The organism is Bacillus pseudomycoides DSM 12442 (genome assembly GCF_000161455.1).
Lineage (GTDB): Bacteria > Bacillota > Bacilli > Bacillales > Bacillaceae_G > Bacillus_A > Bacillus_A pseudomycoides.
In genome coordinates this window covers 3894785-3920643 of record NZ_CM000745.1, presented here as the reverse complement: position 1 = coordinate 3920643, position 25859 = coordinate 3894785, and the positions used below count along the sequence as shown (strand labels likewise).

General features: G+C 37.3%; 23 protein-coding genes. 3 read left to right on the top strand and 20 right to left on the bottom strand.

Going from position 1 to position 25859, the window contains the following annotated elements:
• Positions 1-17: 17 nt before the first annotated feature.
• The 10 genes from BPMYX0001_RS19925 to BPMYX0001_RS19875 form a co-directional block, all read right to left on the bottom strand.
• Positions 18-1424: a replication initiation and membrane attachment family protein gene (locus BPMYX0001_RS19925; protein WP_006096186.1), complete on the bottom strand. Its 1407-nt coding sequence runs from the start codon at positions 1422-1424 to the stop codon at positions 18-20.
• A 111-nt stretch (positions 1425-1535) separates the two neighbouring features.
• The gene (gene nrdR, locus BPMYX0001_RS19920; protein ID WP_016116577.1) at positions 1536-1997 is read right to left on the bottom strand and encodes a transcriptional regulator NrdR; all 462 of its coding nucleotides are present in this window, start codon (positions 1995-1997) and stop codon (positions 1536-1538) included.
• 264 nt (positions 1998-2261) lie between these two features.
• On the bottom strand, positions 2262-2645 hold the full coding sequence (gene speD, locus BPMYX0001_RS19915; RefSeq protein ID WP_006096185.1) for an adenosylmethionine decarboxylase: 384 nt from the start codon (positions 2643-2645) through the stop codon (positions 2262-2264).
• A gap of 387 nt (positions 2646-3032) precedes the next feature.
• Positions 3033-4061 carry a glyceraldehyde-3-phosphate dehydrogenase gene (locus tag BPMYX0001_RS19910; protein WP_018764454.1) on the bottom strand — a complete coding sequence of 343 codons (1029 nt, stop codon included), beginning with the start codon at positions 4059-4061 and terminating at the stop codon, positions 3033-3035.
• A 109-nt stretch (positions 4062-4170) separates the two neighbouring features.
• Complete coding sequence (gene coaE, locus BPMYX0001_RS19905) at positions 4171-4773, bottom strand: dephospho-CoA kinase (protein ID WP_006096183.1); 603 nt, start codon at positions 4771-4773, stop codon at positions 4171-4173.
• A gap of 52 nt (positions 4774-4825) precedes the next feature.
• A complete protein-coding gene (gene ytaF, locus BPMYX0001_RS19900) occupies positions 4826-5458 on the bottom strand; it encodes a sporulation membrane protein YtaF (protein WP_033799147.1) in 633 nt (210 codons plus the stop codon).
• A gap of 83 nt (positions 5459-5541) precedes the next feature.
• Positions 5542-6372 (bottom strand): DNA-formamidopyrimidine glycosylase, encoded by an 831-nt coding sequence (gene mutM, locus BPMYX0001_RS19895; RefSeq protein ID WP_006096181.1) that lies wholly within the window; start codon positions 6370-6372, stop codon positions 5542-5544.
• A 12-nt stretch (positions 6373-6384) separates the two neighbouring features.
• A complete protein-coding gene (polA, locus tag BPMYX0001_RS19890; protein ID WP_006096180.1) occupies positions 6385-9018 on the bottom strand; it encodes a DNA polymerase I in 2634 nt (877 codons plus the stop codon).
• A gap of 951 nt (positions 9019-9969) precedes the next feature.
• On the bottom strand, positions 9970-11733 hold the full coding sequence (pnpS, locus tag BPMYX0001_RS19880; RefSeq protein WP_033799146.1) for a two-component system histidine kinase PnpS: 1764 nt from the start codon (positions 11731-11733) through the stop codon (positions 9970-9972).
• A complete protein-coding gene (locus tag BPMYX0001_RS19875; protein WP_003200984.1) occupies positions 11726-12442 on the bottom strand; it encodes a response regulator transcription factor in 717 nt (238 codons plus the stop codon). The genes pnpS and BPMYX0001_RS19875 overlap by 8 nt, the downstream gene beginning before the upstream one ends.
• A gap of 171 nt (positions 12443-12613) precedes the next feature.
• On the opposite strand from BPMYX0001_RS19875, the gene BPMYX0001_RS19870 reads away from it, so the two are divergent.
• Positions 12614-12937 carry a YnfA family protein gene (locus BPMYX0001_RS19870; protein WP_006096178.1) on the top strand — a complete coding sequence of 108 codons (324 nt, stop codon included), beginning with the start codon at positions 12614-12616 and terminating at the stop codon, positions 12935-12937.
• Between the two features lie 97 nt (positions 12938-13034).
• A complete protein-coding gene (locus BPMYX0001_RS33245; RefSeq protein ID WP_003200980.1) occupies positions 13035-13175 on the top strand; it encodes a hypothetical protein in 141 nt (46 codons plus the stop codon).
• Between the two features lie 246 nt (positions 13176-13421).
• Here BPMYX0001_RS33245 and BPMYX0001_RS19865 read toward each other — a convergent pair whose 3' ends face one another.
• From BPMYX0001_RS19865 to BPMYX0001_RS19845, 5 genes are all read right to left on the bottom strand, one after another.
• Positions 13422-13895, bottom strand: a complete 474-nt coding sequence (locus BPMYX0001_RS19865; protein WP_006096177.1) for a MaoC/PaaZ C-terminal domain-containing protein — start codon at positions 13893-13895, stop codon at positions 13422-13424.
• Positions 13896-14111: 216 nt separating this feature from the next.
• Entirely contained in the window at positions 14112-15050 is a 939-nt protein-coding gene (mdh, locus tag BPMYX0001_RS19860) for a malate dehydrogenase (RefSeq protein ID WP_006096176.1), read from the bottom strand.
• Positions 15051-15070: 20 nt separating this feature from the next.
• Complete coding sequence (icd, locus tag BPMYX0001_RS19855; RefSeq protein ID WP_018764461.1) at positions 15071-16363, bottom strand: NADP-dependent isocitrate dehydrogenase; 1293 nt, start codon at positions 16361-16363, stop codon at positions 15071-15073.
• 161 nt (positions 16364-16524) lie between these two features.
• Positions 16525-17673, bottom strand: a complete 1149-nt coding sequence (gene citZ, locus BPMYX0001_RS19850; RefSeq protein WP_003200970.1) for a citrate synthase — start codon at positions 17671-17673, stop codon at positions 16525-16527.
• Positions 17674-18058: 385 nt separating this feature from the next.
• Positions 18059-18520 carry a DUF441 domain-containing protein gene (locus BPMYX0001_RS19845; protein ID WP_003200968.1) on the bottom strand — a complete coding sequence of 154 codons (462 nt, stop codon included), beginning with the start codon at positions 18518-18520 and terminating at the stop codon, positions 18059-18061.
• A gap of 407 nt (positions 18521-18927) precedes the next feature.
• On the opposite strand from BPMYX0001_RS19845, the gene ytvI reads away from it, so the two are divergent.
• Positions 18928-20046 carry a sporulation integral membrane protein YtvI gene (ytvI, locus tag BPMYX0001_RS19840; protein WP_018764463.1) on the top strand — a complete coding sequence of 373 codons (1119 nt, stop codon included), beginning with the start codon at positions 18928-18930 and terminating at the stop codon, positions 20044-20046.
• A 232-nt stretch (positions 20047-20278) separates the two neighbouring features.
• Here ytvI and BPMYX0001_RS19835 read toward each other — a convergent pair whose 3' ends face one another.
• From BPMYX0001_RS19835 to accD, 5 genes are all read right to left on the bottom strand, one after another.
• On the bottom strand, positions 20279-20668 hold the full coding sequence (locus BPMYX0001_RS19835) for an FxsA family protein (protein WP_033799145.1): 390 nt from the start codon (positions 20666-20668) through the stop codon (positions 20279-20281).
• Positions 20669-20897: 229 nt separating this feature from the next.
• Complete coding sequence (gene pyk / locus BPMYX0001_RS19830; RefSeq protein WP_006096173.1) at positions 20898-22655, bottom strand: pyruvate kinase; 1758 nt, start codon at positions 22653-22655, stop codon at positions 20898-20900.
• A gap of 53 nt (positions 22656-22708) precedes the next feature.
• On the bottom strand, positions 22709-23668 hold the full coding sequence (gene pfkA, locus BPMYX0001_RS19825; RefSeq protein ID WP_006096172.1) for a 6-phosphofructokinase: 960 nt from the start codon (positions 23666-23668) through the stop codon (positions 22709-22711).
• 128 nt (positions 23669-23796) lie between these two features.
• A complete protein-coding gene (accA, locus tag BPMYX0001_RS19820; RefSeq protein WP_033799144.1) occupies positions 23797-24771 on the bottom strand; it encodes an acetyl-CoA carboxylase carboxyl transferase subunit alpha in 975 nt (324 codons plus the stop codon).
• On the bottom strand, positions 24759-25628 hold the full coding sequence (gene accD, locus BPMYX0001_RS19815; protein ID WP_006096170.1) for an acetyl-CoA carboxylase, carboxyltransferase subunit beta: 870 nt from the start codon (positions 25626-25628) through the stop codon (positions 24759-24761). Before accD ends, accA begins: the two co-directional genes overlap by 13 nt.
• Between the last annotated feature and the right edge of the window lie 231 nt (positions 25629-25859).

The following is a 25859-nucleotide window of genomic DNA, read 5'->3' as shown; positions in this document are numbered from 1 at the left end:
GCGTTCATTCTCTTCTATTAATCACGCTTATATTTTTTCAACTCTTCTTCCAATCTCTTTCGTTCTTCTTCTAACTTGCTCGATTTTTTCGCCACATTCGTAAGTTCCTTAGGCTGTTCTTCTGGTTGTTCCTCGGATTGTTCTTTCAACCAATCGGGCACCATTTCTTTCCGCACTGTTTTCTTCGAAGTATGACCCTTTTTCTTCGTTTCAGCCCATTCTTGATATTGACGATTCTCTTCTTTCGCCAATGCCATCGCTTCTGATACCGTACCTACTTTTTTTCGTGCCCAGTGCCCCGCAATTTTCTCAACATATGTTTTGGCAAGCTTCATATCCGAACGCAGCATCACATAATAAATAAGTACATTGACCACACCTGGCGTTAGTTTTTGATTCATCATTACTTCTTCTACAATTTGCAAATCTGCTTTCGTTGCTTCTGCCCCGCCTGAAATTTCTTTTAACAATTGTTTTGGAGAAATTTCTTCTAGCTGTTTAATGAGCATCTCTTCTTGCGTAGACGGCTCTTTCTCTTTCATCGTACGTGCAGCATGAGGCTGTACTCGTTCACTTAACACTGGAAGCGCTTGACCATTTTCAAATTGATACCAATCACGCGCTCCTTTCCGAAGCCTTTCCATATCAATCGTTTGCAATTCTGTCATTGCACCAAGCACAATATTTTGCATCGACAGCACATCCACACCATACACGTAAGAGAGTGTAACAACACATTCACGCACTTGGTCCGTAATCGCTTTTCGCGGCACAAGAGTCGATAACCCTTCTACAAATAAAGAAAAATCAAAGAAATCGTTCCAAAGTTGTGGGGCAGTTCCTTTTTCATTGCCCGGCATAACTGCGCTACTTGGAATTCGAAGTTCCTCTTGCGCATGTTCAAATTGCCCTGGATTAAAAGACCCAAATACATCATTAAAGGAATGTGTAACATTTTCATAAGAAGCAAAATCAAACTCTTCTTCTAAAAAATATTGTTTAACTTGATTATATTTCGCACGGCTTAATCGATTATACAAAAAGATGCTCAGGACAATATCATCAAAAAATTGTTTTGGTGATAACGGCGGCTGCAATTCGTATATAAACATTCGAATATCTTTTTCTTTTTTTATATATACGTTTAAAAGCCCAATTGCTTCTAATTTCATCCGTTCTTCATATACTTCAGGAAGCTGCATTTGCATTGTCACCATAAGAGAGTGGTGTGTATTCTCTTTTCCAAATACACGATCCTGTTCTAGCTCTCCCCACAGCGTCATGTATAAGCTAAAAGCCTTACTACCCACTAATGGTTGATATAACATCGTTAATACCTTCCGATCGTAACTATGCAGCAACCCTTTCGCACTTACTTTATAACGATCAATTGGCAATAGCTCCATCCATGACTGTTTTTCCATCCTTGCAATTCCTTTCTTCCATTCTACGTATATAATTCCTTAGTGAAAAAGAGCTAATAGCTTTCGCTTCTAGCTCTTTTTCACCACTATTTGCGGGCTCAAAGTTTCACTTTATTCTCGTTCTTTTTGCAGTATATCTTTTAATTCTTCAATAAATACATTTAAATCTTTAAATTGACGATATACGGAGGCAAATCGTACATAAGCAACATCATCAATATCTCGAAGTGCTTCCATTACGATTTCACCGATCATATCACTTTTCACTTCTGATATTCCTAAATTACGAAGTTCACGCTCCACATTTTGTGTTACTTCTTCTAATTGTTTTAACGATACAGGTCTTTTTTCACACGCTTTAATTAATCCACGCAAAATCTTTTCTTTATTAAACTCTTCTCGTGTTCCCTCTTTTTTTACAACAATAAGAGGTGGTTCTTCTACTCGTTCAAATGTCGTAAATCGATTTAAACAACTTTCACACTCTCTTCTTCTTCGAATGGAGCGTCCCTCATCTACCGGACGTGAATCCAATACTCTTGTACCATTATGAAAACAGGCTGGACAACGCAACTCATTCACTCCCTTGCAATTTAATCTTCATTCTTTTTACTTCATCTACATGTGAAAATATATATACAATATTATATAACCTATTTGTATTTGCTCACTACCTTATCCTACTATTCACGTTCAATAATACATTACTTTTTAAAAATTTACTTTATAGCAAGCATTCGTCAAAAACAGTCTACCATTTTACAATTTCAAATTTATATAAACTAAAAAGAGGTGCATTATACACCTCTTTACATTTTAAATCAATTATGTTCTTTTTTAAAGAGCTTTTGTTTCTCTATGCTTAATTTCGAAGCTACCTGTGCCTCGAGGAAGCTCGATGCTCTCTCGCGTTTTCGCATTTAAACCTTCTGCAATATACTCTGCAGCAACATTTGGATCAATACGATCCCCGCAAGTATAAACATCAATACTTGCATAGCCGTGCTCTGGAAAGCTATGAATTGTTAAATGTGACTCCGAAATGATTACAACTCCACTTACACCCTGTGGCGCAAATTTATGAAAAGCAACCTCACGTACTTCAGCACCAGCTCTTAGTGCTGCATCCACAAATAATTGTTCAATAAACGGCATATCATTAAGCTTGTCGAAATCGCAATCCCAAAGTTCAGCGATTACGTGACGACCCATCGTGTCCATAGTATCCATTCTACAGTTCCCCCTCATAAAAATTTAATCTAACTGTTCGAATTGAAAACTAATTTGCAATTTGGCTTGCTCTACTACCACGGGGGAAAGTTAGTCCAGAGAGGTCCTAACCCTTTAAGTAGTAACTACGTACCTCAGCTCTTAAGTTTACGAGTGTTAGTATACTTTGTTTATTTTCATTTTGCAACAACAGTTTTTTCGATTTTTTGTCATATTCTCTTCTTTACTTTTCCCCAAAAAAAATAATTGATTCACAAATGCAGTAATCACAATGTTTTTTATATGTACCATTTATAAAAATATACTCATATAATTTTTTTCCTTTTCAGAAAAAAGCATAAAAAAGAAGACAAGCAATCGCTTGCCTTCCTTGTATCATTAAATGTGTTGCACACTTTCTTGTTTTGTTAATTCAGCGCCAACTAACTTCACAAGATCTACAACGCGGCGAGAGTAACCCCACTCGTTATCATACCAAGCAAGTACTTTCACTTTACGTTCGCCCATTACCATTGTAGATAAACTATCAATGATAGCTGAGTGTGTATTTGTATTAAAGTCAATCGAAACTAAAGGTTCCTCACTGAACTCAATAATCCCTTTCAATGGACCGTTTGCAACAGTTTTAAACGCTTCATTAATTTCCTCAACTGTTACATCACGTTTTACATCTACTACTAAGTCAACAAGAGACACGTTTGGTGTCGGAACACGAAGTGCCATCCCATGAAGTTTTCCGTTTAAATGTGGAAGAACTTTCGCTAGAGCTTTCGCAGCGCCTGTTGTTGTAGGAATAATAGACTGTCCACAAGCACGCGCTCTTCGTAAATCTTTATGTGGGTTATCAATATTTTTTTGGTCATTTGTATAAGCATGAACAGTTGTCATTAAACCGTTTTCAATTCCAAATTGCTCATCTAACACCTTAACAACAGGCGCTAAACAGTTTGTTGTACAAGATGCATTTGAAATCACAGTATGGTTTGTAATATCTAATTGTTCTTCGTTTACACCAACTACAATTGTTACATCTTCATTTTTACCAGGTGCTGTTAAAATAACCTTTTTCGCCCCAGCTTCTACGTGAAGAATTGCTTTTTCTTTCGCATTAAATTTACCAGTTGCTTCAATTACAATTTCAACATCCAGTTCTTTCCAAGGCAATTCTTTTGGATCGCGGTTGTTTAGAAGGCGAATCATTTTCCCATCCACTAATAAATGATCTTCAAATGCTTCCACTGTTCCGTCAAACTTGCCATGAACTGTATCATACTTGATTAAATGTGCTAATGTTTCTGGTGGATAGCTTGCGTTAATCGCTACAATTTCGAATGCGCTTTCTTTTATCGCTTGACGAAATACCATTCTCCCAATACGTCCAAATCCATTAATTGCCACACGAGTCATAATATGTTATCCCCCTTGAATGCGTTATACTATTTATCTCCAATCCCAATAATAGTATAACACAAAAAGAAGATATGTCACTAAGCATTTTCACTAATTTCACAATTTTTTAGTTAATAATGTTCCATTCTTTTAAAATGAGCTGTAATTGCGCTTTTGTCTCAGCAATTGTGCCATCATTATAAATAACTTTATTAGCTAATGTTGCTTTCTCCGCTAAAGGCATTTGCGAATCAATACGTGCTTTCGCATCCTCTTCTGTAAAGCCATTTCGCTTCATTAAACGTTCTAATTGCATACTAGGTGATACAGCTACAACTACAATCCGATCAACAAGTGCTGTTAACTTACTCTCAAATAGAAGCGGAATATCTAACACAACCGCTTGCACTCCTTCTTTTATGTACATATCCTTCTGAACATTCATTTCTTTCCGAACAGCAGGATGAACAATTTTGTTTAACTGCAATCGTTTTTCTTCATTATGAAATACAATACTCCCAAGCTTTTGGCGATCTAGTTTGCCATCTACTTGTAATACATCTTCACCGAATACCTCTACAATTTCTTTATATGCTTCTTTACCTTGTTCTACAACTTCTCTTGCAATAATATCCGCGTCAATTACAGGTATTTGCAGTTCACGAAACATTTGTGAAACAGTACTTTTTCCACTTGCAATACCTCCTGTTAAACCTATAACAATTGTCATTCTATTTCCTCCTCACAAATAGAAGCGTGAAACTTATGTTTCACGCTCCCACTTACATTTTCCAAATTCCAATAATAATAAGTAAAATCCCAGGTAGGAACGTAAATTTTTGTAACCATCGCATATTCGATAAAACCGTTCCTAGCCTCATTCCGATAAATAAAAACAGAGAACTCATAACGGCAACTAACACTGCCATCATGGCGGGTGTATATCCTAGTAAGGATGCACCAATCCCTGCTCCAAACGAGTCTACTGAAAGAGCGATACCTAAAAGCAAGGCTTCCCCACCAGAAATCGTGCCTGATTTATCAAAATCGGCAACAGTCGGTTTCCGTAAAATTTGAATGACTAACCCAAGCGAAGCAATTTCTAACTTCCAAACTTTCTCTTCTTGCTGCGGTTCGTCTTTTTTATCACTCCGAAAAAACTGATACAACACCCACGCTCCAATAACCACTAAAACGATTCCGCCAATGCGCGTTGCAATCACCGGAGAAAACACCTTAGCAATCATATGTCCAATTCCCATCGACACAAGCATAACAGCCGCTGAACACATTCCAATGATGAGTATCGATTTTAACGGAATCCGTACGCTCCGCAAACCATAAGTAAGCCCTACACTACAGCTATCCAAACTTAATGTAAAAGCTAATAAAATAAGAGAGAAATAATGATACATCGGTAAGCTCCTTCCCTATACATAGCTTTGCTGTATGTATATGACAAATGCCTATCCGATGTTATTAGAAAACGATATCTTTCTTAGCTTTTTGGCTGGCACATAGGACAATAATGCGTTCCTCGTCCACCAACAACTGTCTTTTCAATCACGTTCCCACAAGTTACGCATGGTTCACCTTTTCTTCCATACACATTTAGAAGCTCTTGGAACGAGCCGATTTGTCCTTGCGAATTGATATACGTTCTGATTGTACTTCCACCGCGCTCAACAGCCTCCGCTAATGTTGCAACGGTCGCCGCATGAATCTTTTCTATTTCAGCTTTCGTTAAAGATGAAGCTTCTCGTTCCGGGTGAATCCCGGAACGGAATAAAACTTCATCTACATATATATTACCAAGCCCGACTAAAAGACGTTGATCGAGCAATACAACTTTTATTTTACGGTTTGTCTTTTGCAATCTTTCTTGCAAATACCCTACTGTCAGTTCAGCGTCAAATGGCTCAGGCCCTAAATCAGCAAGTGGCATTTGGTCAAATTCTTCACCTCTTTTAAAGAGATGCATCGTGCCGAACTTTCTTACATCTTTATAGTGTAACTCTGTACCATCTGTAAACTGGAAACGCACATGCGTATGTTTATCTACCGGCTCATCATCTTTATGAAGCAAATATTTCCCTTCCATACGCAAATGTGAAACAATAACATACTTTGTTACATATAGAAGTAAAAACTTACCTCTTCGCTCAATCCGTTCAATCTTTTCACCTCGTAACATTTCTTTAAAGAGCTCTGCGTCATCTGGTCGCTTTACTAATTTTGGATATGTTACGATCACATCTTGAATTGTTTTTCCCGTTACAAGGTTTTCAAGTGTCCTTCTAACATTTTCAACCTCTGGTAGTTCAGGCATTCAATCACTTCCTTATTTTGCGTCATACCAAGTTGGACCAGAAGAATAATCAACTTTTAGAGGAACAGCAAGTTCAATCGCATGCTCCATCACTTCAGGTACAAGCTTTTCTAATTTTTCTACTTCTTCTTTTGGCACTTCAAAGATCAATTCATCGTGTACTTGCAGAAGAAGACGCGCTTGTAAGCCTTCTTCTTCTAAGCGATCCGCCATAATAATCATCGCTTTTTTAATAATATCTGCCGCACTACCTTGAATTGGTGTATTCATCGCAGTACGCTCCGCAAAGCTACGCAAATTAAAATTACGACTCGTAATTTCCGGAATATAACGGCGACGATTTAATAATGTAGAAACGTATCCTTTTTGCTTCGCTTCTTGTACAATCTCATCCATATATTCTTTTACACCAGGGAAGCTTGCGAAATACTTTTCAATAAATTCCCCTGCTGCTTTTCGTGTGATTCCTAAGTTTTGTGAAAGCCCATAGTCACTAATACCATACACAATTCCGAAGTTAACCGCTTTTGCTTGACGTCTCATATTCGATGTTACTTCATCTTTTCCAACGCCAAACACGTCCATTGCAGTTTTCGTATGAATATCCATATCATGCTGGAACGCTTCTACTAACCCTTTGTCTTTTGCAATATGCGCCAAGACACGCAGTTCAATTTGTGAATAGTCGGCTGCATACATAACCCAGCCTTCTTTTGAAGGAATGAACGCCTGACGAATCTTTCTTCCTTCTTCTAAACGGATCGGGATATTTTGCAAGTTTGGGTCTGTAGAACTTAATCGGCCCGTTTGCGTTAACACTTGATTAAAACGAGTATGAATTTTAGATGAATCTTCATGAACAACTTTTAATAATCCTTCAATATATGTCGAATTTAATTTTCCTAATTGACGATAGTGTAAAATTTTAGGAATAATTTCATGATGCTCCATTAACTTGTCCAGCACATCAGCTGACGTAGAATATCCTGTTTTCGTCTTTTTAATAACCGGTAGGTTTAAATTCTCAAATAGAATCACGCCAAGCTGCTTTGGAGAATTAATATTAAATTCCGTTCCTGCAAGCTCATAAATTTCTTGTTCCATTTCCTTAAGCCTTCCAGCAAGCTCATCTCCCATACTACGTAAGCGCTCTGTATCAACCGTAACACCTTTCACTTCCATTTCAGCTAACACACGAGCAAGCGGCATTTCAAGCTCAGTAAATAGTTCATATTGTTCATTTTTTTGTAGTTCTTCTACAAATGTTTTTTGCACATCGTATAATACATGTACTTTTCGAGCTACGTGCTCCGCGACTATATCTTGCGCAGGAACCGCACGTTTTGCACCTTTTCCATACACTTCTTCATCAGATTTAACAGCATGCGTTTCTTTCATTTTCGCTACGGCACGGAAATCTTTATCTGTATCTGCTGGATCAAGTAAATAAGCGGCAATTAGTAAATCAAAGTCAATCCCTTGAATCTCTATACCTTTCCACTTAAGTGCAACAATGGCACGTTTCGCATCAAACGTATACTTTCTCATTTCATCATCTGCAAGCCACTTCTTAAAAGCTTCAGATTTTAGCGCAACATCGCTCGGAATGAAATAACAGCCATTTTCATTTTGAATACCGAACCCTTGAATGTCAGCTTTATGATAATTGTCTTCTTGTACTTCCACAATAATTGCACTATCTTGCTGCAGCATTTCTTCTGTCACTTCTTCTGCAATATCAAATGAAATATCATCTAATTCAGCTGGAGCTGTTTCTTCAGGAGTCGCACCGAGCTTATTTAATAGCGAAGTAAATCCTAAATTCTCGAACATTGGAATGACGTCACTTGCTTCATATCCTTTGTATTCGATATCATCTACATGCACTGTAATTGGTGCATCGGTAATAATTGTGGCAAGCTCTTTACTCATAAACGCTTGCTCTTTATTCATTTCTAGATTTTCTTTTAATTTTTTTCCACTCACCTTGTCTAAGTTCTCATATACTGCTTCTACTGTTTCAAATTGCGTTAACAATTTGATTGCTGTCTTCTCACCAACTCCCGGTACACCTGGGATGTTATCCGATTGATCTCCCATTAAACCTTTCATATCAATAATTTGCTTTGGTGATAAACTATATTTTTCGAATAACGCTTCTTTCGTATATTCATCTACTTCTGTAATCCCTTTACGCGGAATACATACAAGCGTAGTATCAGAAACAAGCTGCAGTAAATCTTTATCTCCAGAAATAACTTTTACGTGAGCACCTTGTTCGTTCGCTTCTTTCGCTAGTGTGCCCATAATGTCATCTGCTTCATAGTTCTCTAACTCATAGCGTGGTACGTGAAACGCATCTAACAGTTCACGAATAAATGGGAATTGCTCTGATAGCTCAGGTGGCGTTTTTTGACGACCTCCTTTATATTCGCTAAATGTTTTGTGACGAAATGTTGTTTTACCCGCATCAAACGCAACAAGCATATGTGTTGGTTTTTCTTCTTCTAATATTCTCATTAACATCATCGTAAAACCATAAATTGCGTTCGTATGTATACCTTTGTCGTTATTTAAAAGCGGCAGTGCAAAGAAAGCACGATACGCGATATTATTTCCATCGACTAATACGACCTTTTTTTCCAAATTAGAAACCTCCCCATACAAATTTAAAACGATTTATATATAAATCCAAATTGAAAAACCGACATAACCCCTTTTTTTAGGAGGGAGAGAGCGTCCAGCCATGCATAGAAGCGGTCACCCCATGCCAAGTTAAAACAAAAAGAGAAAACGAGCGCAGGTCACCTTTTGTTCTTCATAGCAGTGACTTATATATTGAAAAATCAAAATGGATTTATATAGAAAGAAAAAACCGTCTTTTCCTTCTCTCTATATTAACACGACTAAGAGAGAGAAGAAAAATAACGGTTCTTCCTACTACATATATTTAATGTAAAATGGAGATGCTGTCACAATATCTCATGAATTAAAATAACCTTATCGTATTGATATAACACTTTGATATAAGTTACATAGAGATATTTCAAAAACAAAGATATTATAGTTTCACAAAAAGGGAAGTGACGAGAATAGAGCACCTATTCTCGTCCAAAATTACTCCTTGGATGAAGGGGTTTTCATGTATTATATTAACAGGACTTTATTAATATTTAATGAAGCTATTGTTAATATAATGTAAATATATCCCGTTCAAACGTTTACTATATAAATCCAAATTAAGAAACCGACATAAACCCTTTCTTTTTAGGCGAGAGAGAGTATCCGGCCATGCATAGAAGCGGTCAGACCCTCTTCCTGCTCCATGCCAAGTTAAAGCAGAGAGAAAAAACGAGTGTAGGTCACCTTTTTCATATCAACGACTTATATATCGAAAAATCAAAATAGATTTATATAGCTCTCATCCAATAAAGTGAAACTTTAATCAGTGGTTTTTCCATACCCCACTGATTATTAGCCCTCACCAATCGGGCTTTTACGGGCAGTCCGACTCCACCTACCTTCTTTGCTTTTGCTGAACTTTGAGGTGGGGGTCTTACTGCCCGCGAATAGCGGGATAAAGGTTGCACATTATCATTACTTCTCCAAATCCGATTTCGGTAAAGCAACTGTAAATGTTGTTCCTTCCCCTACTTCACTCTCTACAGTAACTGTCCCATGATGGGCTTCTACTAAATGTTTTACAATCGATAACCCAAGGCCTGTACCGCCTGTATTTCTGCTTCTCGCTTTATCTACACGATAAAAACGTTCAAAAATACGCGGGATTTCTTCTTTACTAATCCCAATTCCTGTATCAGATACCTTTATATAAGCGTTATGTTCATCCTCTAACAACTCTACAGAAACCGTCCCGCCGGCTGGTGTGTATACAATTGCATTATTAACTAAATTGATAAAGATTTGTTTTAATCGGCTCGGATCTCCTATCACTGAAACGTGTCTCAACACATCAACTTGTAAGGAAATTTCTTTATCTTGTGATTTATTCTCTAGCACCATTTTAATTTCTTCAAGCAATTCCTTCATCTCAACAGTACCCATATTTAACTTAAATCCTTGTTGTTCAATCTTTGATAGATCCAATAAGTCTTCGATTAAGCCTTGCATACGCTCGCTTTCCTTTAAAATAATGTTCAGGAAATGCTCGCAAAACTGCTGATTTTCCATCGCACCATCAAGTAACGTTTCAGAAAATCCTTTAATAGAAGTAATTGGCGTCTTTAATTCATGTGAAACATTTGCTAAAAAGTCTTTTCGCATTTGCTCTAGTTTCTTTAGCTCTGTTATATCGTGGAATACGAGAACAATCCCTTTCCATTCATGATTTGTCCCAATAATTGGTGCGCCATATACTTCAAAGTGCTTTCTTTCAATACCAAGTGGCAGTAGCATTTGCTTGCGTACTTTCACTTCTGTCATAAAAATTTCTTCCACAAGTTCAATGATTTCTGCATGAAGAAATGCTTCATAATACAAACGATCTAAATACTCTTCATCCGTTACATGAAATATTTCTTTATACGAACGGTTTACAAGACTTATATAACCACGGCTATCAATTAAAATCATACCGCTTCCCATATTTTCAATCAGTGTATGTAAACGATCTTGTTGCATTTCTTGCTCTAGCGTCATTTCTTGTAAATTACGCGCTAAAATATTGATTGCCTTACTTAACATCCCCGTTTCATCTGAATGACTTTCATAAGCACGCGCTTTATAATTCCCCTTCGCCAATTCAATCGCTACTTTCGTAACAGACTCTATCGGACGAATATATTGACCTGTAATTTTCACACCAAGAAAAACAACAACAAGACAAGCAATCACAAACCCTACAATGAGTAATCCCCACGTTTTTTGATGAACATCTTTCAAAGGAGCAATTGTACTTTTTAGAATGATGTACCCTTGCTTCCCCTCTGCATCTTGAACAAACACCGCATGATGGAATACATTTTTATCATCTGTTTCCTTCGTAATCACTCTATTTTTTTGTTTTGCTGTTTCAGAGGAAAGTTCCTCAATTGTCGCTTGGTCGAATATAGGTTGCTTACCTTTACTATATTTGACTTTCTTCGCTTCATCAGTAAATATAACCGAAACCGGCACTTGTTCTTCTAATTTCTCAAATACGTTTGGCGCTTTTAGAACATGATCAATACCTTCTGCCTCTACTAATGAAGCAACATATCTTGCCTCTTTTACCGTTCTGTCTTTCGCATGATCGATGTAGTAATTCTCAAACACCGTTTCCAAAAGTACTCCTAGTCCAACTAAAATAAGAATAATAAGAGAAACAAATGTAAAGAGAAGCCTCGAGCGAAATTTATTCATCCCCCTTTGGCTCCTCTAATTTATAACCTAATCCACGAATTGTTTTAATGTACGCTGGTTTTTTCGTATTCTTTTCAATTTTATCCCGCAAATGACTAATATGAACATCGACGATTCTTGTATCGCCGGCAAAATCATAATTCCATACAGCACTTAGTAACTGATCACGTGTTAATACACGACCCTTATTCCTTGCTAAATATACAAGTAACTCAAATTCTTTTGGCGTTAGTTCTAGCTTTTCTCCTTGGAAATACGCCTCATAAAATTCAGGTAAAATTCTTAAATCATAGATATTGATACTATTTTCATCCTGCACTTCTGAAACTGGTTCATCTTGCAATTTCGTACGACGTAAAATCGCCTTCACACGTGCAACAACTTCCCTTGGGCTAAATGGCTTTGTCATATAATCATCTGCCCCAAGCTCAAGACCTAACACTTTATCAAACTCATCATCTTTCGCTGTTAGCATTAAAATAGGTGTCATAATACGCTGCAAACGTAATTCTTTACACACTTCCATACCATCCATTTTTGGAAGCATTAAATCTAATATAATCAGATCTGGACGTTCCGTTGTTGCTTTATGAAGCGCAACTTCACCATCCATCGCTGTTATCACTTCAAATCCTGCTTGCTGCAAATTGAATTCAATTAAAGTTAAAATAAACTCCTCATCATCAACAACTAAAATTCGATTGCTCATTCTCTTCCTCCAAGTTATAGACTTGAAACCTTCTTCATCCTAGTATTTCCCCACTATTTCCATCATACTAGAAAACAATCCCCCTCTCAATAGAATTGTCCATTCACTAAGTTTGATTGTGCTATAGTTATATAGGAAAATATATCTAATAGAAAGCGATGGTACATATTCATGTTTAAAGCAGCTGTTATTTTCATTCTTGCCGGACTAGCTGAAATTGGTGGTGGATATCTCATCTGGAAATGGATACGAGAAGGTGGTTCCATCTGGTTCGGTCTAATAGGAGGAATCATTTTATGTTTATATGGTGTAATTGCCACATTCCAAGTATTTTCTAGTTTCGGACGTGTATACGCAGCTTATGGCGGTGTATTTATTCTCATGAGTTTATTATGGGGATGGATGGTTGATAAGAAAACACCTGATTTGTTCGATTGGGCTGGTGCAGCTGTTTGCCTTGTCGGTGTGTTTATTATTCTTTGGCCACGTGGCTAAAAACAGGTATCCATTTGACTTATATCTCCTTAAAATGTAATAATTAATATAATTAAATTTTAATATAAAGATTAAACTATTAAGGAGCGAATTCAAAATGAATCGTAAAAATTGGGTATTATCTGGCTTCGCTTTATTATTTGTAGTTGGTTTTACTGCCGGCTTTTCAAACTGGGAAACATTACAAACTGGCATCTCTGATTTCTCAGAAGGGTTTGCAGAAGGGTTTTTCAGTTAAGTTATACTTACATTCGATCCTATAAAGTAAAACTTTAATCAGTGGGGGTTTTCTTCGTCCCCCACTGATTATTAGCCCTCACCAATCGGGCTTTTACGGACAGTTCATCTCCCACCTAACTTCTTTGCTTTCGCTGAATTTTGAGGTGGGAGTGTTACTGTCCGTTAATGCGGGATAAAAAAATAGTGCTAACCTAGCATATAATAGGTTAGCACTATTTTTCATTACACTCTTACTAACTCATTATTAAAAATTATCCAATGCTTTTTCTAAAATAGAAGCTGATTTGTAAGGCGGCGCTACTGTTAGTACACCTTTCACAACCACTTCTTCTTTTTCATCATAAGCGAATACACGCATATCAATCGTATGCTCTTCCCCCGCAACTGCTACAACTTCAAAATGAATTTGCAAAGTTTCATAATGATGTACAGGCTTCACAAAAGTCAGGTCCTTCCTAACAACATGACTGCCTGGACCTGGTAAATATTTCGTAACTGCCGTTGTAATCATACCCGTTAACATAATGCTTGGTACAATTGGTTTTTCATACGGAGTTTGGGATGCGTAATCATGCTGAATATATAATGGATTTGAATCATTTGTTAATCCTAAATACAATAACAGATCTTTATCCTCAATTTTTTCAGTGATAGATAACTTTTCTCCTACTGTAATCTCATCCATTCGACGACCAATTTGAATTTTTTTCTTTAACATGTTACAATCCCCCTCCAATTTTTATTTTATTATCCTACCAAAAGCAATATATTATCCGAAGCGCTACTATAATGAGGGCAATGTATATTATAAGTCTATGTTCCCATTGTAGGACATAATTAATGATAGCGTTTTCATATTATTTTAAAAAAATAATCCTCTAAATAGTAGAAAAAGATTCGGGGCCCCGAATCTTTTTCTAACATATATTTTGTATTAAATAAGAACTTTCATAACGTTACGTACAGATTCTACTGAACGATCTAACGCTTCTTTTTCTTCTTCACGAAGTTCTAATTCAATAATTTTTTCAATTCCGTTACCACCTAGAATTACTGGTACACCTAGGTAAAGGTCGCTATAGCCATATTCACCTTCAAGGTATGCGATAGCTGGTAATACACGGCGTTGATCTTTTAAAATCGCTTCAGTCATTTCAACTAAAGAAGCAGCTGGCGCGTAGTATGCACTACCGTTTCCTAGTAAACTTACAATTTCGCCGCCGCCTTTACGCGTACGTTCTACGATTGCTTCTAAGCGTTCTGCAGGAATTAATGTTTCTAATGGAATACCACCTGCGTAAGAATAACGTACAAGAGGCACCATGTCATCACCGTGGCCACCAAGAACGAATCCTGTAATGTCTTTAACAGAAAGATTTAATTCTTGTGCGATGAATGTACGGAAACGAGCTGTATCTAATACACCAGATTGACCGATAACACGCTCTTTCGGGAATCCAGCTTCTTTAAATACAGAATATGTCATTGCATCAACTGGATTTGTTAACACAACAATAATTGCGTTTGGTGAATGTTTTGCGATATCTTTCGTAATACTTTTCATAATTTTAGAGTTTGTTGCTACTAAATCATCACGGCTCATACCTGGTTTACGTGCAATTCCTGCTGTAATAACAACAACGTCAGAATCAGCAGTATCTACGTAATCAGATGTGCCGATAATGTTAGCATCAAAACCTTGTACAGGGCTTGCTTCTAACATATCTAACGCTTTCCCTTTTGTTGGATTCTCCAGTTGTGGAATGTCCACTAATACAACATCTGCAAGCTCTTTTTGAGCTAATAAAAACGCTGTTGTTGCTCCGGTAAATCCTGCACCGATGACTGATACTTTTTTGCGTTTGATTGTCATAATTTCTCCCCCACTTTGAATTATGCGTTTTTGATTACCGCTAAGTCCATATTGTTAATAAGGGCATCAGCAAATTCGGAACATTTCACTTCAGTTGCGCCATCCATAAGACGTGCGAAGTCATATGTTACCACTTTTGAAGCAATTGTTTTTTCTACTGAAGCAGTTACTAATTTCGCAGCTTCATTCCATCCTAAATGCTCTAATAATAATACTCCTGAAAGAAGAACAGAAGATGGATTTACTTTATCTAAACCTGCATATTTTGGAGCTGTACCATGTGTCGCTTCAAAAATAGCATGTCCAGTAACATAGTTAATGTTTGCACCAGGTGCAATACCAATGCCACCTACTTGTGCTGCAAGTGCATCAGAAATATAATCACCATTTAAGTTCATTGTTGCAACAACATCAAACTCACGTGGACGTGTTAAAATTTGTTGTAAGAAGATATCTGCAATAGAATCTTTAACAATGATTTTACCAGCTGCTTCAGCCTCTGTCATCGCTTTATTCGCTGCATCTTTACCATCTTTTTCAACAATACGGTCATATTCAGACCAAGTGAATACTTTATCGCCGAATTCTTGTTCCGCAACTTCATAACCCCAGTTTTTGAAAGCACCTTCTGTAAATTTCATAATGTTTCCTTTATGAACTAATGTAACAGAAGAGCGTTTTTCGTTAATTGCATATTGAATTGCAGCACGAACAAGACGCTTTGTTCCTTCTTCTGAAATTGGTTTAATACCAATCCCTGATGTTTCTGGGAAGCGAATTTTGTTTACACCCATTGTTTCTTTTAAGAACTCAAGCACTTTTTGTGCTTCTGGAGATCCTTGTGCATATTCAATACCAGCATAAATGTCTTCTGTATTTTCACGGAAAATCACCATATCAGTATCTTCCGGACGTTTTACAGGTGAAGGAACACCTTCAAAATAACGAACTGGACGTAAACATACGTATAAGTCTAACTCTTGACGAAGCGCTACGTTTAGAGAACGAATGCCGCCACCAACAGGCGTTGTAAGTGGGCCTTTAATCGCGATTAAATATTCGCGAATTTCATTTAACGTCTCTTCTGGTAACCATTCACCTGTTTGGTTGAATGCTTTTTCCCCTGCAAGCACTTCTTTCCAAACGATTTTCTTCTCACCATCATAAGCTTTTTCAACAGCTGCTTCTAATACACGAGATGCTGCCGCCCAAATATCTGGTCCAATTCCATCACCTTCAATAAAAGGAATAATCGGATTGTTTGGTACATTCATAACACCATTCGTTACAGTAATTTTTTCTCCTGTCGTCACTGTGATAACCCCCATGTTTGAAATTTCATATGTGTGAAACTGAGGGAATAAAACCCTCAGTTCAAACCGTTAGTCAAATTAAAATATTCCAATCATTATATCTTTGCGAAAAAATCAGATTTTTGAAAGTGTATTTCCACTATCTAAATAGTGTTTTTAACTTATCGTTGTGCTAATGGAACATAGCGTTGGTGCGTTGGTCCATTATAATCAGCACGCGGACGAATTAAGCGGTTATTTTCATATTGTTCTAGAATATGAGCTAACCAACCTGACATACGACTGATTGCAAAGATTGGTGTAAATAAATCATGATCAATTCCTAAACAATGGTAAACAGAAGCAGAATAGAAATCGACATTTGGTGGAAGACCTTTTTCTTTTGTGACAATGTCTTCGATTTTGATAGACATATTATACCATTTCTCTTCCCCTAAAAGCACGCATAATTTCTTAGACATTTCACGTAAATGTTTCGCGCGAGGATCACCGTGCTCATATACGCGATGGCCAAATCCCATAATTTTCACCTTATTTTGAAGTGCGTTATGAATATAGGATTCTACATTTTCTTCTTCGCCAATTTCTTTTAACATCTTCATTACATTTTCATTCGCTCCGCCGTGAAGAGGTCCTTTTAAAGCACCAATCGCTGCTGTAATACCAGAATATACGTCTGAAAGTGTCGCAACGCAAACGCGAGCTGTAAATGTAGAAGCATTTAATTCATGATCCGCATGAAGTACAAGAGCTTTATCAAAAGCTTCAATTTCCACTTCATTTGGTTCGCGGTTATTTAACATATAAATAAAGTTTGCAGCTAATGATAAATCTTTTCGTGGCTCAACCACTTCTAAACCTTTACGAATTCTTGCATACGCTGCAACCAGAGTCCCTACTTGAGCCTGTAATTTAACCGCTTTCAAATAATTGGACTTCTCATCCATTAATTCAGCGCTCTCATCGTATAATGATAACATGGAAATCGCAGTTCGTAAAACAGACATCGGATGTGCAATCTTTAAATCTACTTGTTTTAAATATGATAAAATCTCACTTGGAACTTTAGAATATTCAGATAGAGTTTCTTTTAACTCATTTAATTCCTCTTCATTAGGAAGTTTACGGTGCCATAATAAATATACCACTTCTTCAAACGTAGCATTTTCCGCTAAATCATCAATATTATACCCAACATACGTTAATGTATCATCAATAATAGAACTCACAGATGATGTTGTTGCTACTACCCCTTCTAATCCTCGAATAACAGTCATGACATTCTCTCCTTTTCCTGAAAATTCTCCCAACCTTGCTCCCTTATATCTGTTTGCTTCCCTCCTAAATTATGAACGCCCGTTCACTCTTTAGGCAAGCAAAATGCACGATCATGCAAATTTGTTGTGATGTTCCCATCTCGTTGTTCCATTGCTTTATCAAAGCATGAGCGTGAGTTTCTCTCCGAATCCTCACGCTTAGAACAATAGATGGTGAGGAAAACTAGTTTCGAAGAGTTTATGATAAAAACAACATAAAACAATGTCAGCAGAAAATTATTTTATGTTGTTTTTATTTTATCTGGTGTAAGTCTTCGTTGCTATGTAGCCTTTACATGTTTTCTAATTCTATTATAAACAATTATCTGACTTTTGTGAATGGAAAGAATTCAAAAATTTTATATTACTATAAAATTTTTCACTTAAACATCTGTATAATGTTCATCACAGCATAGGCAATTCCAGCTCCAATTAATGGTCCTACAGCAACTCCATTAAATAATGCAACTGCAATAATTGTTCCAAATACAAGCGCAGTTGTAATATGAGGATCGTTCGTTAATAACTGCACACCACCCTTTGCTAACAAAGCAACCGCTATCCCTGAAGCGAGCGCAATCCATGCATAATACGATTTAGCTGCTTCACCAAGCTGCTTAAATCCAATTTCACCCGTAGCGATCGGAACAAGAACCGCAATCGTAATAACCGTTACACCAAGATTAATTCCTTTCGTTTGTAAATATGGAAGAATTTTCTCTCCTAGAAACGTCCACTTTAATAAAAATAAAACGCCAACCGCTACAGTGAGCGATTGATTTTTAGCAATAAGTCCAATAATAAGTAGTATGAATAAAAATAACGTTGATTGACTAATCATGATTACACTTCCTTTCTGAAAATAATGAACCTGTTTACAAAGTAAATCGCTGTTAAACATATCGTTATACACGATATAGGCAAGAGTATTCATCAATCAATATAGATGATACAGCAGACCTTAAACGCTCTAAACGAGACCAAAATAAGTTGTTTTTATATTTACCGAGAAAGAAAAGCACACTTCTTTCTTTTCTTATAAGAAACCGGTAAAATAAAAAGTAGGTAAAGTGAAGCTCTCGTCAATCAGTACAGAGAAAACATTTACTATTGATTAGCCTTCACCGTCAAGCTTTTACGCGCCGATTACTTCGCACCTTGAAGTAATTCATACTGCCCGTGAATAGCAGGATAAATCCATCATTCCACTATAACATAAATACAATTTGGAATGGGAGGTAAGCACCTTTGAATCGAAACTCACTGTATATCGTATTGCGACTTATATTTGTCATTTTAGCAACAACAATTGGGTTTTATGCGCTTTTGTATGTTTCAGGTCTTATATACCCTTTTATCATCGCATTAGCTTTTGCTTATTTGATTAATCCAGTCGTAAATTTTCTCAATCAAAAACTACAATTCCCTCGTGCCTTAGCGGTACTCGTCAGCTTAATTCTCGTGTTCGGTGCCATCGTCGGACTTGTTACATATCTTGTGACAGAAGCGATTTCCGCCACAACTTACTTACTACAAATCGTCACAGAAAAGTTTCCAGCAATTGTACAGTATGCACAGCAATTTGCACTCAATAATATTATGCCTTTATATGATGATTTAATTTCTAAATTTAATCATCTTGGTGAATCACAACAATATACAATTACACAAAACATTCAAAATCTAGGAACGGAAGCAACAAAGCAAATGAAAGAGCTGTTAACCGCCATTATAAGTGGATTAACAAATTTCATCAGTGCACTCCCAACAACTTTAACAGTCCTCGTCTTCATCCTATTAGCGACTTTCTTTATTAGTTTTGATTGGCATACACTCGCTCATAAAGTAAAGCGATTACTTCCAAATCGCATACACGGATACGGAAAGACTATTTTTGTTGATTTACGAAAAGCATTATTTGGATTTGTAAAAGCACAACTCACACTTGTATCTATGACCACCGTCATCGTACTAATTGGACTATTAATTTTGCGCGTACCATACGCCATCACAATCGCAATCATTACAGGAATTGTAGACTTACTTCCTTATTTAGGAACGGGAGCAGTCTTTGTTCCTTGGATTATATATGTATTTTTCACAGGGGACACAGCTTTCACAATTGGTCTACTTATTTTATATATTGTTGTCATTGTTCAAAGACAAATTATGGAACCGAAAGTGTTATCCTCCAACATCGGACTCGATCCATTACCAACACTTATTGCGTTATTCGTTGGATTTAAGCTATATGGTTTCTTAGGATTAATTATTGGCCCAGTTACATTAGTATTATTAAACACATTGCACAAAGCTCATGTATTTCATGATTTATGGAAGTTTATTAAAGGCACACCATTAAAATAAATTTCCCACAATAGTCGTTGTTCGCAATAAAATAAGCAAGGGAATTCCCTATTAATAAATGGGGGATTCCCTTGTTTTTTGCATAAAATAATACGACTGAGAATATCTTTGTATTTTTATTCTATTTTCAACATAAATATCAATCCCTTTTCTTCCTTTTTCTACAAATGAATAAATATACACTTTATATTTCGACAAAAAAATAACACTTAAAACATTTCTGTTTCAAGTGTTATTTTTGTACAATAATTGTCGTGTTTCTTCTTATTTTCCGCTCTAACCATTTAATCATCATGAACTTAAACGGCTGTCGTGTTACCGAAAATATAAAAATAAACCCGATTACATCCGTCACATATCCTGGTGTCAAAAGAAGAAGTCCACCTATAAAAACAAAAATACCATCTAATACAGCATCTCCTGGCATTTCACCTCTATTTAACCGAAATTGAATCTCCTTCAACACTATAAGCCCTTGTCGTTTTGCTAAATAAGCGCCAAGTATACCTGTAAACACGATCATAGCAAACGTCGGCCACATACCAATTAAATGACTAGATCCAATTAATACTGTTATTTCAACAGCAGGGATTAAAATTAAAAGAATAAGAAGCCACTTCATTCCCTCATCCTCCTTCATCATACTATTTACAGGAAGTAAGATACTCATGCTACCCAACAGCCTAATTAGACTCTCTCGATTTCCTCACACCCTCAAAACAACCCACAAAACATCAAACAAAAAATGAAATCCCTTTCCCACTACCGAAGATTTCTTTTTTCAGAATGGTTTTTGTATTTAAATTGCAAAAAAAAGAGAAGGACTCCGATCCTTCTCTCCATATTACTTCTTATAGCACTTCCGCATGTCCATTATAAACAATTCCGCGCGCTGCATCAACTGTTACTTCTTGGCCATTTTTTAAAGTCGTTGTTACACCGTTTACCCCAACGATAACTGGGATACCGATTGATACACCTACAACAGCCGCATGGCTTGTTAAGCCACCTTCTTCTACAACTAGAGCTGCAGCTTTTTCAATTGCAGGAATCATATCTTTATCAGTGCTTGTTGTAACAAGGATGTCACCTTCTGTTACGTTCGCTACAGCTTCTGCAGCTGTTTTCGCTACAACTACTTTACCTTTTGCAGCTTTGCGACCAATCCCTTGTCCTTTAGCGATTTCTTCACCAACAACATGGATTTTCATTAAGTTTGTTGTGCCAGTTTCAGCAACTGGTACACCAGCAGTAATTACAACTGTATCTCCAAGTCCGATTAGACCTGCATCCATACCTGTTTGAATTGCAGTATCTAACATTTCATCAGTAGATGCTGCACGTTTTTCAGCCATAAACGCTTGTACACCCCAAACAAGTGCAAGACGACGGCCCACTTGCTCGTCAGTTGTTACAGCTACGATTGGAGATTTTGGACGATATTTAGAGATCATTTTTGCAGTATATCCACTTTCTGTTGGAGCTACGATTGCAGCTACATCAAGAGCAAGCGCTGTGTGTGCAACAGATTGACTAATTGCATCTGTAATTGTTGGAGTGAACTCTTTAATACGCTTTTTGAACATATCTTCATATTGCAATGATTTTTCAACACGTACTGCGATGTTCGCCATCATTGTTACCGCTTCTACCGGGTATTGTCCCGCTGCAGTTTCACCAGAAAGCATGATTGCATCTGTACCATCAAAGATCGCGTTCGCTACGTCACTTGCTTCCGCACGAGTTGGACGTGGGTTACGTTGCATAGAATCTAACATTTGTGTTGCAGTAATAACCGGTTTACCTAATACGTTACATTTTTTGATTAGACGTTTTTGTACTAGCGGCACTTCTTCTGGTGGAATTTCTACACCCATGTCACCACGAGCTACCATTAAACCGTCAGAAACTTCTAAGATAGAATCGATGTTATCGATACCTTCTTGGTTTTCAATTTTTGGTACGATTTGAATGAATTGTGCATTATGCGCTTCTAACAGTTCACGGATTTCTAACACGTCAGCTGCTTTACGAACGAAAGATGCCGCGATGAAATCAACTTTTTGCTCGATACCGAAGACGATATCTTTTACGTCTTTTTCAGTGATACCAGGAAGCTTAATGCTTACGTTTGGTACGTTAACACCTTTTTTATTTTTCACAGTTCCGCTGTTCAATACTTTTGTACGGATGTTTCCGTCAGCTTTCTCGATTACTTCTAGTTCGATAAGGCCGTCATCGATTAGAATACGAGAACCTGGGTCTACATCCTCATAAAGACCAGCATAAGATACAGAGAACTTTTCTGCAGTTCCTAATACTTGCTCAGTAGAGAGAACTACTTCTGCACCTGTTACAAGCTCAGCTTGTCCGTCTACGAAGTCATGTGTACGGATTTCTGGACCTTTTGTATCAAGTAAGATTGCAACTGTTTTACCAGTTTTCTTTGAAGCTTCACGAATGTTTTTAATACGTGCTCCGTGCTCTTCATGGCTACCATGAGAGAAGTTTAAACGAGCGACGTTCATACCCGCTTCGATTAATTGCTCTAATTTCTCAATACTTTCACTAGCAGGACCTATAGTACATACAATTTTAGTTTTACGCATATTGCACCTCCGAAAATTATGAAACCGTTCCCAAATATTCGATATTACGCCAATTAGATGGATAATTCTTTAGATAATTGATACATATCTTTATCAATCGTATGCTTTTGAGCTAACGCTTCGATAATGTCATGATCAACAAGTTTGTTATTTTGGATACCAACGCAGCGTCCACCTCTACCTTCAATCAACAGTTCAACTGCTCTTGCGCCAAGACGGCTTGCTAATACACGATCTTGTGCACTTGGTGATCCACCACGTTGTACGTGACCTAATACAGTTACACGAGTATCAAAGTTTGTTGCTTCTTCAATGTGTTTACCGATGTCAATCGCGCTTCCAACACCTTCTGCTACAACGATAATACTATGTTTCTTTCCACGCTCACTACCACGTTTTAAACGAGCAATAACATCTTCCATGTCATACTCTTCTTCTGGAATTAAGATTGTTTCTGCGCCATCTGCTAAACCAGCCCATAATGCGATATCACCAGCGTGACGCCCCATTACTTCGATAACATATGTACGTTCATGAGATGTAGCTGTATCACGAATTTTATCAATTGCATCAATAACAGTGTTTAATGCTGTATCGAAACCAATTGTGAAGTCTGTCCCAGGAATATCATTATCAATTGTACCTGGTACACCGACACATGGGAATCCTTGCTCTGTTAATTTTTTAGCACCTTGGTAAGAACCGTCTCCACCAATAACAACAAGTCCTTCAATGCCAAATTTCTTTAATTGCTCGATACCTTTTAGTCGTACTTCTGGGTCTTTAAACTCAGGACATCTTGCTGTATATAATTTTGTACCACCGCGGTGGATAATATCGCCAACAGAACCAAGTTCTAATTTTTCAATGTGACCAGAAATTAATCCAGCGTATCCATGGTAGATACCATATACTTCTACATCATGGAAAATCGCTTTACGAACAACTGCACGAATGGCAGCATTCATACCAGGTGAATCTCCACCACTTGTTAATACACCAATACGTTTCATTTGTACTCACCTCATAAAGATTATTTACCTTATAATAAAATAACATGAAGAAATATAAAAATACAATGGAGAAGATGTGTCTTTTCACAATAAAAACGTGCATTCGCGAAATGGAACGCACGCTTTTCTTATTTTATCCAAATGGAAGCGTTTGAAAACGAAACTTGCCCAATTTTCATATATTTTTCATAACGTTTTTCGATTAATTCATCTTTCGAAATACCGTTTAATTGCCCGAATGTTTTTTTCAACATTAAGTCAATATTTTCTGATTGCTTTAAAATATTACGATGCGCACCGCCGCGTGTTTCTGGAATAATTTCGTCAATTACACCTAATTCTTTCAAATCCGCCGCCGTGATTTTCATCGCTTCTGCAGCTTCTTTCGCTTTTCCTGCATCTTTCCAAAGAATCGCTGCCGCTCCCTCTGGTGTAATAACAGAATAAGTGGAATTTTCTAGCATATGAATGTAATCTCCTACTCCAAGACCTAACGCACCACCACTGCCACCTTCACCGATAACAACGCAAACCACAGGTACAGTAAGCCCTGCCATTTCGAATAAATTACGTGCAATCGCTTCACTTTGCCCACGTTCTTCAGCAGCCTTACCAGGATAAGCACCTTTCGTATCAATGAAGCAGATGATTGGACGATTAAATTTCTCCGCTTGCTTCATTAAACGTAGCGCCTTTCGATATCCTTCTGGATGAGGCATTCCAAAATTACGACGAATATTTTCTTTCGTATCTTTCCCGCGCTGGTGCCCAATTACTGTTACAGGCATGCCATCATATTTCGCGATGCCGCCGACAATCGCTGCATCATCGCCATATAGACGATCTCCATGACATTCAAAAAAATCAGTAAATAAGTGCTCAATATAATCGAGCGTTGTCGGTCGTTCTGCATGACGAGCAATTTGAACGCGGTCCCATACTTTCATATTGCCGTATATTTCTTCCTCTAAATTTTCTAGCTTGTCTTCCAAAATACGAATCTCCTCGCTGAAGTCCATCTGGGTGTTTTTCGTATAGTCTTTCAGTTCTCGAATCTTATTTCTTAGCTCAACAACTGGTTTTTCAAATTCTAGCTCTGCCATATAGCCGTTTCCCCTCCTTGATGAACTTCTAAAATCTTACGGAGCGACTCTCTCATATCATCGCGATGCACAACCGCATCCAATTGACCGTGCTCTAGTAAGAACTCTGCCGTTTGAAAGTCTTCTGGCAGCTTCTCACGCACTGTTTGTTCAATTACACGTCTACCAGCAAAACCGATAAGTGCACCCGGCTCTGCAAGATTATAGTCACCAAGTGAAGCGAAACTCGCTGAAACACCACCTGTCGTCGGATGAGTCATAACAGAAATAAATAACCCTCCAGCATTGCTATGCTTTTTCAAAGCTACGCTCGTTTTTGCCATTTGCATTAAGCTTAAAATACCTTCTTGCATACGCGCACCGCCCGATGCAGTAAAGATAATAAATGGAACTTGTAATTCGTATGCTTTTTCAACTGCACGTGCAATTTTTTCTCCTACAACAGAGCCCATGCTGCCCATTCGAAAGCGAGAATCCATTACTGCAATCACAACAAGCATTTCATCAATTGTTCCTTCACCTGTCACAACTGCTTCATTTAATTCTGTTTTCTTGCGATCACTCTCTAATTTTTCTTCATAATTTGGGAACCCAAGTGGATTTAACGAAACCATCTCTTTGTCATACTCACGAAATGAACCTTCGTCCAATACACTATCAAGGCGTTCCCATGCATTCATAGGATGATGATAGCCACAGTTTACACATACTTTTAAATTTTTAAGAAGCTCTTTTGTATACATGATTTTCTTACATTTCGGACATTTTGTCATAACACCGTCCGGTACATCTCTTCGTACTTGTTCTGAAGGAATTGCAGCGTACTTTTTCTTTTTTACGAATAAATCTCTTAGCACAATTTGACCCCCTTTGTTGAGAGCTAAGGTTAGGAAGAAAATGTGGCTAACACCAAAGATCGATGTTAGCCTTATCTTCTCAATCTGTCTAATAGAGGATATTCAAACAGTCCAGTCAAGATAGCTACTCAGCTCTCTTTATCCTCTTTTTTTGAACACGCACTCATAACCTCTCTCTTTACGTTTAACTTTAACCGCTATGCGATAGATTGTTTGTCATAACGTGTCATG

Excerpts from the sequence above, each read along its gene's own strand:
- BPMYX0001_RS19925 (WP_006096186.1), bottom strand. The coding sequence starts at position 1,424 with ATGGAAAAACAGTCATGGATGGAGCTATTGCCAATTGATCGTTATAAA.
- speD (WP_006096185.1), bottom strand. The coding sequence starts at position 2,645 with ATGGACACGATGGGTCGTCACGTAATCGCTGAACTTTGGGATTGCGAT.
- BPMYX0001_RS19910 (WP_018764454.1), bottom strand. The coding sequence starts at position 4,061 with ATGACTCGTGTGGCAATTAATGGATTTGGACGTATTGGGAGAATGGTA.
- coaE (WP_006096183.1), bottom strand. The coding sequence starts at position 4,773 with ATGACAATTGTTATAGGTTTAACAGGAGGTATTGCAAGTGGAAAAAGT.
- ytaF (WP_033799147.1), bottom strand. The coding sequence starts at position 5,458 with ATGTATCATTATTTCTCTCTTATTTTATTAGCTTTTACATTAAGTTTG.
- mutM (WP_006096181.1), bottom strand. The coding sequence starts at position 6,372 with ATGCCTGAACTACCAGAGGTTGAAAATGTTAGAAGGACACTTGAAAAC.
- pnpS (WP_033799146.1), bottom strand. The coding sequence starts at position 11,733 with ATGAATAAATTTCGCTCGAGGCTTCTCTTTACATTTGTTTCTCTTATT.
- BPMYX0001_RS19875 (WP_003200984.1), bottom strand. The coding sequence starts at position 12,442 with ATGAGCAATCGAATTTTAGTTGTTGATGATGAGGAGTTTATTTTAACT.
- BPMYX0001_RS19870 (WP_006096178.1), top strand. The coding sequence starts at position 12,614 with ATGTTTAAAGCAGCTGTTATTTTCATTCTTGCCGGACTAGCTGAAATT.
- BPMYX0001_RS33245 (WP_003200980.1), top strand. The coding sequence starts at position 13,035 with ATGAATCGTAAAAATTGGGTATTATCTGGCTTCGCTTTATTATTTGTA.
- BPMYX0001_RS19865 (WP_006096177.1), bottom strand. The coding sequence starts at position 13,895 with ATGTTAAAGAAAAAAATTCAAATTGGTCGTCGAATGGATGAGATTACA.
- mdh (WP_006096176.1), bottom strand. The coding sequence starts at position 15,050 with ATGACAATCAAACGCAAAAAAGTATCAGTCATCGGTGCAGGATTTACC.
- BPMYX0001_RS19845 (WP_003200968.1), bottom strand. The coding sequence starts at position 18,520 with ATGATTAGTCAATCAACGTTATTTTTATTCATACTACTTATTATTGGA.
- BPMYX0001_RS19835 (WP_033799145.1), bottom strand. The coding sequence starts at position 20,668 with ATGAAGTGGCTTCTTATTCTTTTAATTTTAATCCCTGCTGTTGAAATA.
- pyk (WP_006096173.1), bottom strand. The coding sequence starts at position 22,655 with ATGCGTAAAACTAAAATTGTATGTACTATAGGTCCTGCTAGTGAAAGT.
- pfkA (WP_006096172.1), bottom strand. The coding sequence starts at position 23,668 with ATGAAACGTATTGGTGTATTAACAAGTGGTGGAGATTCACCTGGTATG.
- accA (WP_033799144.1), bottom strand. The coding sequence starts at position 24,771 with ATGGCAGAGCTAGAATTTGAAAAACCAGTTGTTGAGCTAAGAAATAAG.